This window comes from Peteryoungia ipomoeae (assembly GCF_004912165.1).
Taxonomy (GTDB): Bacteria; Pseudomonadota; Alphaproteobacteria; order Rhizobiales; family Rhizobiaceae; genus Allorhizobium; species Allorhizobium ipomoeae.
In genome coordinates this window covers 84840-98367 of sequence record NZ_STGV01000007.1, presented here as the reverse complement: position 1 = coordinate 98367, position 13528 = coordinate 84840, and the positions used below count along the sequence as shown (strand labels likewise).

At 58.1% G+C, this 13528-nt stretch carries 5 protein-coding genes; 2 read left to right on the top strand and 3 right to left on the bottom strand.

Annotated features, from left to right (window positions below; all coding sequences use genetic code 11):
- Nucleotides 1–7: 7 nt before the first annotated feature.
- Nucleotides 8–1498, bottom strand: coding sequence for a phenylacetate--CoA ligase family protein (locus FAA97_RS18375; protein WP_136600027.1), 1491 nt, complete (start codon nt 1496–1498; stop codon nt 8–10).
- Between the two features lie 78 nt (nt 1499–1576).
- Nucleotides 1577–1843 (bottom strand): hypothetical protein, encoded by a 267-nt coding sequence (locus FAA97_RS18370; protein WP_136600026.1) that lies wholly within the window; start codon nt 1841–1843, stop codon nt 1577–1579.
- A 388-nt stretch (nt 1844–2231) separates the two neighbouring features.
- Here FAA97_RS18370 and FAA97_RS18365 point away from each other — a divergent pair, with 388 nt between their 5' ends.
- Nucleotides 2232–2888, top strand: coding sequence for a response regulator (locus FAA97_RS18365; protein WP_136600025.1), 657 nt, complete (start codon nt 2232–2234; stop codon nt 2886–2888).
- 10 nt (nt 2889–2898) lie between these two features.
- On the opposite strand, the gene FAA97_RS18360 is transcribed toward FAA97_RS18365, so the two are convergent.
- On the bottom strand, nt 2899–4251 hold the full coding sequence (locus FAA97_RS18360) for a sensor histidine kinase (RefSeq protein WP_246041580.1): 1353 nt from the start codon (nt 4249–4251) through the stop codon (nt 2899–2901).
- A gap of 397 nt (nt 4252–4648) precedes the next feature.
- On the opposite strand from FAA97_RS18360, the gene FAA97_RS18355 reads away from it, so the two are divergent.
- Nucleotides 4649–13519: a peroxidase family protein gene (locus FAA97_RS18355; protein ID WP_136600023.1), complete on the top strand. Its 8871-nt coding sequence runs from the start codon at nt 4649–4651 to the stop codon at nt 13517–13519.
- The last annotated feature ends 9 nt before the right edge of the window (nt 13520–13528 follow it).

Sequence of the window (13528 nt, the reverse complement as noted above, 5' to 3'; positions counted from 1 at the left end):
ATCTCGCTCATATCTTGATGACAATCGGTTCGTTGAGTTGTTCGGGTGCGAAGAAGACAACGTTGAAGACGACCTCGCCGCTATCCAGAGCGCTTCCCAAAACGGTATCGGGCACGGCCCGCAACGCTTCGGTGATCCCTTGACGCAGGTCCGCGCAGCGCTTCCGATGCAGGTGCGGGGCGTAGCGCAGCTCGAGCGAGAGCGTGATGGTCACGACGTTCCCATTGTCCTGAGACTTGAGGGACATGATCGGCAACGATCCGACGGTTCTGTCCCGAGCGACACGGACATTCGAAAACCAGTCATAGACCCGGATATCCGGTATGGCCGACAGCACATCGTTGAGGGGAGCAGAGAAGATCAGCCACTCGCGCCGACCGTCCTTGACGCGTGATACGGCATTCTTGACCCGTCCCAGGAACTCAAACACCAGGCGGCCATTGGCTGAAGGAAGACGCCGCACCAGATCGCCGTTCTGATAGCGAATGAGCGGCTGCATCTGGACGAAGGGATAGAGATTTGTAAGTACAAGCTTACCGACCCCTTGCTCCAGACCCACATCGCTATCGACGTCGAGGACTTCGGCGATCAGATGCGGATCCAGAACGAAGCGATGTGTCGGTGCGATGCAGGATGCCCCGCCAATGGTTTCGGTCATGGAGAAGCGAATGTTGATCTGGCATTTCCAGGCATCGGCCAAAAATTCGAACATGGTCGAGGACAGGTATCCGCCGGTGACATTGACGCATTCCATGCGGTAGTCAGCGGGATCAACGCCCTGTTCAATCAGGTAACTGGTGAAGAAAAGAATGTGGTGTCCAAGACCTCCCAACATCCGAACCTGACTGTCATATCCGGGCATATCGTAGGTGGTATCCAAGATCCGCCGCGCGTCCTGTATCAGGGTGTCGTCTGTGACGCCGCTGACAAAAGACATGCCGAGGCTCGGCATGGGAACGGGAACGCCGTGGTAAAAATTCGGAAATGACAGGCTGAGCGGTTTATCTCGCTCGCGGTTCTGCAGGGAGCCGAACATGCGAGAGAAATAATCATTGATGAAACGCACCTCCTCGAAGGATTTGTAGACATCAAGGGGGCGGCCCGTCGTTCCCGACGTATGGCAAAGCGATCGCAACTGCACATCACGCGCCAGGAAATCCGCAAGACGCTCGGCAATGATCTGGCGATCGATGATGGGGAAAGCCGAAAGATCCGGCGGTGCATCAATGTCAGTGGCAGGAGTGCTTAAATACGCGACATTCTCTGAGTAGAATTGCGTGTTCTTGCGCGCATGGCCAACTGTCCAATTCAAAAGAAACTTTTGCAGCGCGAACAGAAGAAGCCGGTGAACCTTGTGAAATCCTTCAGCCGTACGGAAGAGATCAGCGAGCGCTGCCGGATCGATTTCGGTCAGAGAACCGAGACGTTGCTGTAAATCGAGAATGAATTGGCGAGGATGAAGTTGCGCATTGCGTTCAAGTTCGAGCGTGTCAGCCATAACCCCTCCACAGACGGCGCGATGAACACCTCGCCAATCCCCAAATTCAGCGAAAGTTTGCAGGCAGTTGAGTGGCCGTCAGTATGGACGACGAATTCCTGCCATCGCTGCTTCGGCTGTGGCTTCGTTTACCGCCTCCATCGCAGCCTCCGATGCGTATTCCTGGTTTGCTTCGCTGGCAGCTTCACTATTGGCCTCACCAGAGGTCTCCAGGTTGGCCTCGGCTTGCGCTTCGCTCATGACTTCAGAAGCCAGTTCACCCGCAAGCTTCTTCTGATCTGGCTCCTCAAGCTTAAGGCCAAGCTCACCAAGGTATTTTTCGACACCTGCTGCTATTTCCCTCATGACATCCTCCTGAGATGTGTGCCCAAAGAAATTTTGCGGCAACCAGCCGCGCCACTCGCGACCGGCTTCACTATGCCATGGCTTCGCCAAAATGCAACCAAAAGTAATTTATAGATTCCATTATAAACCTATAGAGGTATGCAGCATCCAACCTGACCGGAGTGTTTGTCCTTCCGCCTGAGCATTGAAATTCGTTGAAAAAGATCGGCGGCAAACCGGCCAAGCCCACGGCAAATGGGCCTGCAGACATCCTCTCTCGAGAAAGAAATCCCGCTTCAGCCTGCCGATCTCAACCAAAAATGGCCCCGCCGTCGTTAACCGAAAGTTAATTAAGAACTTTCTGAATCGCCCCACCTGTGCTAGCAATCCCCTAAGGAGGTAGGGGGCAATGTTAGTTCGTGTCGCGTTCGTTGACGATCATCCAATACTGTTGGAAGGCCTGGTCAGCCTCTACAAAACGAAGTCAGATCTTGACGTCGTGGCGATGGGCCACACCACAATTGACGCCCTCAACATCCTCGAAAATCATCATCCTGATGTCATCGTGATGGATCTAAGCATGCCGGGAGATTGCTTCGAAGCGATCGATCTTATCCTGGCATCCCATCCCGATACGAAGGTGATCGTGTTCACGGCATCAAGCGCCATTCAACCGGCTGTGGAACTTATCGAGGCCGGTATAAGCGGCTATGTTCTCAAAGGTGCATCGTCCTCTGATCTGCATCACGCCATCATCAGCGCTTACAATGGTGAAACCTATATCACGCCCGAATTCGCCACAAAGGTGATCGTATCGATGAAGACGGCGGAGCTGCGGCGGAAGGCCCAGCGCCCCGAACGCCTGCACCACCGGGAAGAGCAGATCGTCAGCGCCCTGCTCAAGGGTCTCACGAACCGCGAAATCGGACACAGCCTGAGCATCAGCGAAAAAACCGTGAAGCACTACATGACCTCGCTGATGAGCAAGCTCAGTGTGCGCAATCGCGTCGAACTCGTTATTGCGGTCAAGAACCGGACCTCGCCACGGGATCGCATGGTACAGTGAAACAAAGCTGTCAGTCGTCGCTGCCAATCGGCAGGCTTGCAATGGCAAACGTTCCATTGCGGCGCGGAAAATAGCGCATGCGCCCGCCAAAACTGCGAATGCGCCGCTTCTGGCTGACCTTGCCAAGCCGTGCTCTCTGCACTTCGCGTTTCGATGACAGAACCGGGCGCTGACCAATATCGATCACAGCGACGAAGAGTCGGCCACGCTTGAAGCTGCAACGGACCATATGGGTGTTGCCGCTCGCATGACGATAGCTATTCATCAGGCCTTCAAGCACAAATCGATAGAGGCAGATCGACAGATCCGGAAGGCGCAAATCCAGACCGGCACTGCCGGAAAGGGGGGCATTCCGTCCCGTGATCTCGAGAAATCGCTTGATTGCCAGCTGCAACGCTTCGTCGATTGTCGCATTTTCAAGTTCCGGGAGAACGAGCCCCGAAGACAGATTACGCACCTCGTCAAGAATATTGCTCACCAGGTCCATGATCTTGTTGAGAGCCTCGCGCGTGGCCTCGGAAACATCAGGACGCGGCACCACAAGGTCGCTCAACCGCAGCTTCACGAGCGTGAGCAACTGCACCGACCCATCATGCAGATCCGCACCGATCTGATCGAGAATACGCTCATTAAGCTTGCCGGCCTCGACACGGGCATTGTCCGCGAGCAACCGCAAACGGTTGTTTTCCACGGAGAGTTCGATGGCATGGCGCAGACTTTCCCGCAACGTTCGCCGCTGCTCCTCAATCAGGCGCGCCCCCCGCCTGACAACGAGGTAAAGCAAAGACAACATCGGAACGGACAGAAGAAAGACGCCGATCATCGAGCTTCGCCGGGTTTCGGCGATCTGCCGCTCAAGCACCTCGCTTTCTTCGTAGATTTCGCCCGCGAGCAAGACTTCGCCTGTGGCAGATCGGATCAGAGGACCATAAATCTCCAGCAGCGATTGGGATGTTTCTTCGTCACTGTAATTGTGCTTGGCAACCGTTGTGCGCGAGACAACCATTTGTCCGGCAAGCGCCCGCCGAAGCTCTTCGAACAGCACAGGCTGCTGGCCGGAGCCGCCAGGCGGATAGATCTGCTGGCCATCGGCGGTCCAGATCTTGATATTGATAATCCGCTGGCCCGCTGGTCCTTGACCGATCAGGCTGTTGATCCTGCTCTGGAACACGTCATCAAACAGGAAATCACCATCATCGGATCGCTCGACAAGCGGAGCGATGAGCGTCTCCATTCTCACGGCGCCCGCCAAACCCGCCGCATTCTGCGCGGCCTTCTCAACCTGGGCTGCGACGAAGAAACTGACGCCTGCCATGAGGCCGAACACGATAAACGACGCCGCAATCAAAAACTGCGCCGACAAGGACAGAGAGCCAAGCCATTGCCAAGGGAACCTCGGCTGGTCTGCCACTGGTTGGGCGCTATCGCGTTTCTTCGATTTTATGTGCATCACGCCGGACCGAGTTCCGCGCAGAACGCCAACATGCTGCTCCCCGCATCTCCTGAAATCCCAAGCAACGTGACTGGGAATTTCGCTCTCCTCTTCGGTCTATAGTCATGCACCCATGAAAGCTGCTTGTCGACAGGCTCGAGCGAAAGTTCAGACCAAGGTCTGAACTTAGTTTGGACCTTGATCCGAGAATTCGAGGGACCAAGTTCCCTTACGATTTTTGCGCGTTGTGCAAACCTGCTTGCTGACAAATCTCTGACAAAACGGACAGGGATGCGAACGGGAGGCGGGGGAGCGACCCCGAAAAGACATGGTCCAGATCAATCAGCACGACCTCGAATTCATTCTGCGCCAGATCAAGATTGCCGAAGCAAATTCGATCGCCCATTCACTCGGCGAAGCTAGACCGCTCACCGATATCTGGGTCGACGAGCTTGGAAATGTCGTGCCTGAAGGTACGGCTGGCGCCATGCTTGCAATCAGCGCCGAGCATGTTCCCTACGGCTTGCGAACCGTTGACGGCAGCTTCAACAATCTGGGTGCCGGGCGAGAAAACTGGGGCGCTGTGGACCAGCCTTTCCTCGACCTTCTCGGAAACGAATGGCGTGCCAATGACGGCGATACCTTCCAGCTGCGCACGGGCGCTACCAGCTCGGTGACGATTGGCGGAGGCTATGCACAAACGGGTGCCGTGGCGGATGCCGATCCGCGCCTCATATCAAACCTTATCGTTGACCAGACATTGTCGAACCCCGCAGCGATCTACACGGCGCTCGTACAGGCCGGCTACGACGGCAACCTGCTCGCAGCCGTGACATCGATCAAGACACGGTTTGATGCGGAACTTGCGGTGGCGAAGTCTGCCAACGAAATGTTGGCTCCAACGCTGCAGAAAACCGATGCGGTCCTGATTGCCGATGTAACAAAGACACTCTCGACCTCGATCTCGACCACCTACGGTATCGCCTTCGATGGACCCTCGATCCTCATCGAAAACATCGCGCCCGATGAAGGCCTGTCTGCGCCTTACAATTCCTGGTTCACGCTCTTCGGCCAGTTTTTCGACCATGGTCTTGACCTCGTCCAGAAGGGTGGCAACGACAAGATCTACATTCCCCTGTCGCCGGATGACCCGCTCTATGTCGAAGGCAGCCGCACCAACTACATGGTGCTGACCCGCGCGCCACAGACGCCGCTCAATCTCACCACGCCCTTTGTCGACCAGAACCAGACCTATTCGTCTGTCGCATCGAAACAGCTCTTCCTGCGCGAGTACAAGCTCGTGGACAACAAACCGGTCTCGACCGGCCATCTGCTTGAAGGCACTAAAGGTATAGCCACCTGGGGCGAAGTGAAGGAACAGGCCCGCAAGATGCTCGGCATCGAGCTCACGGACGAATTCGTCGGCACGGTTCCCCTGTTCAAAATGGATGCCTATGGCGAGTTCGTTCGGGGACCGAACGGGCTGCCGATGGTTGCAACCGGCACGCCGAACAACATCGTCTGGGTCGAAGGCAATCTGACCACGCCGATCAGCCTGGCAAATGCGGTGCTGACCAACCATGCCTTCCTCGACGATATCGCCCACAATGCCGTACCGGGCCTGGTCGATCACGACCGTGATCCTGTAACACCCGATGTGATGAAGGCGCCTGACGCAGACCTGGTCGCCAACAATCAGATACCGCTCAACCAGATGGGTCAGGCCACGACCTATGACAATGAGCTTCTTGACGCGCATTTCGTCACAGGTGACGGCCGCGGCAACGAGAACATCGGTCTAACGGCGGTTCATCACGTCTTCCACTCGGAACACAACCGCCTCGTTGATGAGGTCAAGGATCGGGCAATCGCCGCGGCCCGCGATGGCAATTTCAACTTCCTGAACGAATGGCTGACGACAAAGGTCACCGCCCTGCCCGGCGATCTTTCAACGCTCAACTGGGACGGCGAGCGTCTCTTCCAGGCGGCTCGTTTCACGACCGAAATGGAGTACCAGCACCTCGTATTCGAGGAATTCGCCCGCAAGGTGCAGCCAGACGTCGATGCGTTTGTCTTCAATCCGTCGATGGACATCAATCCGGCAATCTTCGCTGAATTCGCTCACGTGGTCTATCGCTTCGGCCACTCGATGCTGAACGAGACTGTCGACAGCGTCAGCGCCACAGGCGTCAAGTCGTCGATGGATCTCTTCGAGGCCTTCCTCAATCCGACGGCCTACGCGCCCAATCAGATCACGGCGGACCAGGGAGCCGGCGCCGTCATCCGCGGCATGACCGGCCAGGTCGGCAACGAAATCGACGAGTTTGTAACGGACGTTCTGCGCAACCACCTCGTCGGCATTCCGCTCGATCTCGCAGCACTCAATATCGCCCGCGGTCGCGAGACCGGCATTCCGAGCTTGAATGCCGCGCGCGCGCAGTTCAAGGCGATCGCTAACGGCGACACGCAGCTCGACCCCTACAAGAACTGGGTCGACTTTGGCATGAACCTCAAGAACCCGGCCTCGATCGTCAACTTCATCGCAGCCTACGGCACGCATTCCTCGTTAACGAGTCTGGTTGCGGTGCCGATCAGCCAGCAATTCCCCACAGGCTTCCGGGAGAAGACTGGCGAGGAAAAGCGCGACGCAGCGATGAAGCTTGTTTTTGGTGATTCAAGCCTCACGGGCCAAGCCAAAACCAACTTCGATGCAGACCGGATGGCTTTCCTCAATGGCACCGGCAACTATACCGATCTTGGCGGTCTCAACGACGTCGATCTCTGGATCGGTGGCCTGGCCGAGAAGAAAATGGCCTTCGGCGGCATGCTGGGCTCAACCTTCTCCTTCGTCTTCGAGCTGCAGCTCGAAAACCTGCAGAATGGCGACCGCTTCTACTATCTCTCCCGCACGCAGGGCCTAAACCTTCTCAACGAACTGGAAGCCAACTCCTTTGCGGAAATGGTCATCCGAAACACCGATATCGGCCAATCGGGCTACGCTGTGCCGGGCGACATCTTCTCCGTTCCAGACCATGTCCTCTATGTCGACAGGGCCGAACAGACGAAGTGGGGCTACACCGACCCGGTCGGTGAGGATGCATTCCAGAACGCGCTCTCTCCCCTGGTCGAACGCGGCGCCAACTCGATCAAGTTTAATGGTCTTGATCATGTCCTGATCCAGGGAACAAACGGCGATGACACCATTGTCGCCGGCGGCGGTGACGACACCGTCTGGGGCCGCGGCGGAAACGATCGCATCGAAGCCGGCTACGGGGTCGACAAGGTCCATGGCGGCCAGGGCGATGATATCATCACCAATTCCGGTACCGATATCGGCGAAGTCGACTTCCTGATGGGCGAGGAAGGAAACGACGTCATCCATGGCGGCTCGGGCCTTGCGCTGGTCTTCGGCAACCAGGGATCAGACGTGCTGATGGCGGGTCCGGACGGCAAGGAAATGTTCGGCGGCGAAGGCGACGACTTCATGCTCGGCGGCGAAGGTGGCGACTTCCTGCTCGGCAACGAAGGCGACGACTGGATCGAGGGCGGCAACGGCTTCGACGTTATCGCCGGCGACAATTCCGAGCTCTTCTTCAATTCGACCATTCTCGGCCACGACGTCATGTTTGCGGGTGAGAACGAAAATGACTTCGACGCCGAATCTGGCGACGACATCATGGTCCAGGGCGAAAGCGTCATGCGCAATGAGGGCATGTGGGGCTATGACTGGGCGATTTACAAGGGCAGCACCAAGTCGGCTGACGCTGATCTTCTGCGTCCGATCTTCACGACCGACCAACAGGATATCCTGCGCAACCGCTTTGATGCCGTTGAAGGTGTTTCCGGCTACAGCCAGAACGACGTGCTGAAGGGCGACAACCGCTCAACCGCTTTCCCAACTGAGCCAGATGCAGAAGCCGAACCCGCTGCAAACCTCGCGGGCGCCGAGAACACAATGGTCAAGCACCATCTCAGCCAGGCCGGCATTGATCGCATCGACGGACTTCGCGAACTGCTGGGCAATCTCGTTCAGTCGTCGGCCACGGTTGGTGCCGCGGCTCGCGAAGCCGAAATCGCCTTCGACGATGGCAACATAATGCTCGGCGGCGGCGGCAGCGATCTGATCGAAGGCCGGGGCGGCGATGACGTCATCGACGGTGACGCCTGGCTCAATGTCCGCATCCGGATCACAGCCGGCAATGTCATCTACACAGCAGACAGTCTGGCAGGCCCCGTCTATCTTCAGTCGCAGCTGGTCAATGGCGAGATCCCGGCAGGGGCAACGCCTGCCTTGGGTGGCAAGGCTCTATCCGACCTCCTGCTTGAGCGCACCGTGACACCGGGTCAGATGGAAATCGTCCGGGAAATCGTCAACGGCGGCAAAACGGGTGACCTGGACATCGCCGTGTATTCGGATGTGCGGGAGAACTATTCCTTCGTTCGCAATGCGGATGGCAGCATCACGGTCAGCCATGTCACCGTAGATCCAGACGGTACCCTCGGCCTCATCAACTCGGATGGAACCGACAGGCTGACGAACATTGAAGCCCTGCGCTTCGCCGATGGCACAACGGTGTCCGTCAGTGACCTTCTCAACCGGGCACCGGCGATCACCTCCAACGGTGGAGGCGCGACCGCAGCCATTTCGCGTGCGGAAAACACCACACTCGCCACGACTGTCACGGCGATAGACCCGGATGCCGGCCAGCTGCTCACCTATTCGATCGCTGGCGGCGCTGACGCTGCACTCTTCACGATCGATCCGGCAACGGGCGTGCTCTCATTTATAAACTCGCCGAACTTCGAAGCCCCGACGGATGCCGGCGGCAACAATGTCTACGATGTCATCGTTGAGGCCACGGACGGCATCGCCGTTGATAGCCAGGCACTCGCAATCACGGTGACCAATGCCCAGGAAGGTCAGAGTGGCGCGCCGACAATATCGGATCTCACCCCGACCCGCTCGCAGCAGTTGTCCGTCAATACGGCCAGCATGACGGATCCGGATGGTCTCGGCACCTTTTCGTATCGGTGGCAAGTTTCCACCAACAATGGCGCGACCTGGACCAACATTGCCGGGGCAACCGGCACCACGTTTACCCCGGGCAACGGACAGGTCGATGACCTGTTGCGCGTCCAGGTGACCTACACGGACGGTGCGGGCACTGTGACCACCGTAAACTCGGGCCCCACAGGGGTCGTGGGCGATACGATCTTGAGTGGCAATGGAAACAACAACATCACTGGGACAGCCGGTGCCGACATCATCGCCGGCAATGGAGGCAATGACACGATCAACGCTGGCGCTGGCGACGACACGATCAGCTGGACCGTGGACGATCCGATTGTCATCGGAGGCCTGACATTCACGGCGACCGATGGTCGAGACGTTATCAACGGCGGTGCCGGCACCGACGACACCTTTATCGTCAACGGCAACAACACATCGGAAACCTATAGCATCTACGCCAGGGCTGACTGGGTTGCGCTCGGTGGTAACAGGCCACTGAACGCCAACACAGAGATCGTGATTACCCGCAACGGCACAGCCAACGGCAACGTCATCGCCGAACTCGACAACATTGAAGAGATCATCATCAACACCGGTGCGGGGAATGACCAGGTATCCACAATCGGGAACTTCAATGCGACCAGCCTGAGCTTCAACACCATCACGATCGAAGGCTCCGAAGGCAACGATACCGTCAATATTTCGAACCTGTCTTCCGCGCATCGCATCCTGTTTCGTTCGGCCGGTGGTCAGGACACCATCATCGGCACGCTGCGTGCCCAGGACGTCGTCGAAATCCCCGAAGGCGTGAATGCTGCGGACTACGTGCTGACCCTGAATGGCAATGGGACGAAGACGCTTTCCAACGGAGCGCACTCGATTACCTTCTCGGGCGAGGCACCGCTGCTTCAGTCCCCTGGCAATCACGGCGGTGCCAACCCCGATCCGGTCCCCGGCACGGCGGGCAGCTTCGAATACACTGCGCGCGACATCCAGGGCATCACCAATCTGGTCAAGGGGCTTGCGGCCTTTGAGGATGATGACGATACGGCGGGCTCGGGTGGCACTCGTGACCTTTCAGGCAATGGCAACAACGTCGACAATCCAGATTTCGGATCGGCAGATCAGGCATTCATCCGCCTGACCGAAGCCCGCTACGGTGCCGGCGTTGAGGTCGATGCCCAGAACAACATCATCAACCGGGCACTCAACCCGATCTTCGACGGGCTCGATCCACGTGCAATCTCGAATGCGATCGGTGCACAGGAAGCCAACCTGCCAAAAGCGCCAAACGAGGCGAACATCTTCTTCATGGCCTTCGGTCAGTATTTCGACCACGGGCTGGACTTCCTGCCGAAGGGAGGTGCTGGCAAGGTGATCATTGACGGTGCGGATATTCCCGGACCGACAGCGGCGAACTTTACCGACCTGACCCGTGGCTCGCTGAAGCAACCGCTGGAATCGGCAACCGACATTCCCGAGCATCTGAACAAGACCTCGCCGTTTGTCGACCAGAACCAGGTCTATGGTTCCAACGTCATCGTCGGGCAGTTCCTGCGTGAAAGCGATGGCCACTTCGGTGTGGGCTCGCGCATCCTCATGGGGCCTGAGGACTCGTCGGCGCCAGGCTTCGATCTGATGTCGACGCTTCGCGAATTGCTTGATCATCATCGGACCGCCGAAACCGTGTTCAAGGGACCAGGGCTCGAAGGCGGCAAGACCCTTCTCCAGTATTATCCGACACTCTGGAGTGAGCAGTCCGGCTATAACCCGACGGTGGTGCGCGCACTCGCCAGCGATTTCATGGGGTCGAGCCACGCCCTGCTGCTCGACGCCAATCCGGCTATCAGTCCGCTCGATCACTACATCGGCGGCGACGGTCGCACGAACGAGAATTTCACGCTGACCTCGATGCATACGATCTGGGCCCGCAACCACAATTTCCATGTCGAGAAGTTGCAGGCTGCCGGTTTCCAGGGCACCCCGGAAGAACTTTTCCAGGCTGCGAAGATGGTCAATGAGGCCGAGTACCAGCGTGTTGTCTTCACCGAATTCGCCGATGCCCTCATCGGCGGCATCCAGGGTAACGGCAGCCATGGCTTCGAGGCGTATAATGATCAGGCAAGCGCCAGCATCAGCCACGAATTTGCGGCAGCGGTCTACCGCATCGGCCATTCGCTGATCGGCGACACCATTACCGTCAAGGGCGAGGATGGACAGAACTATCAGGTCAACCTGTTCGACGCTTTCTTGAACCCGACCAACGACGTGTTCACGCCTGAGGAACTGACCGCATTGAGGGCCAGGGGTTACGATCCGAAGCCGGGCTACGAACAGCTCGGAACCGGCGCGATCCTCTCCGGCATCGTCGAGCAGCCGGCAGAAGATGTCGACTTCAACATCGTCGATGCAGTCCGCAACGACCTCGTACGCATCCGGGCCGATCTCTTCGCCTTCAACGTGGCGCGCGGTCGCGACGTGGGTCTTGGCACACTCAACCAGGTAAAGGCCGATCTGAAGGCCTCGACCGACCCCTACATCAAGTTCGCCGTGGAATTTCTGGAGGCCAATGGCGGTTCGATGAACCCCTATTCAAGCTGGCAGAACTTCCAGCAGCGCAACGGGATCAGCGATGCCGTGCTCGTGCAGTTCATGGCTGCCTATCCGGACCTGGTGCTGCAGGCCAACCAGATTGCCGAATTCAAGGCGATCAACGGCAATATCGTCACGGTCCAGAGCGATGGCACAGGTCTCGTGAAGGGTATCGACCGCGTCGACCTTTGGGTCGGCGGTTTGGCCGAAAAGCATTTCAACGGCGGCATGGCAGGCGATACCTTCTGGGTTGTTCTGCACGAACAGTTCGATCGGCTGCAGGAGGCAGATCGCTTCTATTATCTGGAGCGCTTCGACAATTTCGATCTCTATGAAAACTTCATCGACGGTCAGGGCTTCTCGGACATCGTCGCCCGCAACACCGGCCTCACGGGTTTGCCGGAAGACATCTTCTCCTCGGATATCGAGGATGATGCCAATGGCGATGGCAATGGCAATGGCAATGGCAATGGCAATGGCGAGGATGATGGCGACGGCAATGGCGATGGCCAGACCGACGGCGAAGACGACGGCATCGGCAATGACGATGACGATGACGATGAAGGTGAAGAAGAGGACGAGGACGAGGACGCTTCTTCGGACGGCGACAGCGACGGTGAAGGCGAAGACGAAGATGACGGAGATGGTGCCGGCTCCGGTAACGGCTCTGGCAACGGTTCCGGCTCCGGCACGGGTGGCGGCACAACGCCGACTCCGACTCCGGTGGCAGCCCTCACCCTCATCGGCACGGCCTCCGCCGATGCGCTCCTTGGCGCCGGTGGAAACGATACGATCCTTGGCGGTGCCGGGACGGATGTTCTGGTTGGCGAGGCTGGTTCGGACATTCTGCGTGGTGAGGATGGCGATGACGTTATCACCGGCGGCGACGGAGATGACTTCATCAACGCGGGTGTTGGCGACGACGAAGTGCATGCCGGCGACGGCAAGGACATCGTCTTCGGCGGCGCGGGCTCCGATCAGATATTTGCCGGGGCCGGCAATGACGTGATCGAGGGCGGCGCGGGCGATGACCGTGTCTGGGCAGGTGCCGGTGACGATACCGTGATTGCGACCCTCAACGACGGCAATGACGTTTACTACGGCGAAGACGGCGTTGACACGCTCGATTACGCCGCAAGCAGCGCCAACCTGACGGTGGATCTCGGCAACGGCTTCAATGAGCGCGGCTCTGTTTCGGGCGGCACGACCGGGGCCGATACTTTCTACGGCTTCGAGAACATCGTCACGGGTGCGGGACACGACAAGATCACGGCGTCAACGGCGGTCAACGTCATCGACGGCGGACTTGGCGACGACGTCTTCAAGTTCACCTCGGCGGCAGCCGCCAATGGCGACACGATCTACGGCTTCCAGACCGGCGACCGGATCGACTTCAACGGGATGGGTGCTCTGAAGCTCGAGGCAGGTCAGACGATCGATGCCATCGGCGACGTGACCATCACGCATGAGGTTCGTGATGGCGAGGAGTTCACCGTCATCCGCGGCAACACGCAAGGCGACAATGCCGCCGACTTCGAACTGTCGCTGCACGGCCGCCACAACCTGACGATCAACGACTTCCTCGGCATTTCCTGAGGACACCAT

Bases quoted from the DNA above. Each gene is read 5' to 3' on its own strand.
- FAA97_RS18375 (WP_136600027.1), bottom strand. From the start codon at position 1,498: ATGGCTGACACGCTCGAACTTGAACGCAATGCGCAACTTCATCCTCGC.
- FAA97_RS18370 (WP_136600026.1), bottom strand. From the start codon at position 1,843: ATGAGGGAAATAGCAGCAGGTGTCGAAAAATACCTTGGTGAGCTTGGC.
- FAA97_RS18365 (WP_136600025.1), top strand. From the start codon at position 2,232: ATGTTAGTTCGTGTCGCGTTCGTTGACGATCATCCAATACTGTTGGAA.
- FAA97_RS18355 (WP_136600023.1), top strand. From the start codon at position 4,649: ATGGTCCAGATCAATCAGCACGACCTCGAATTCATTCTGCGCCAGATC.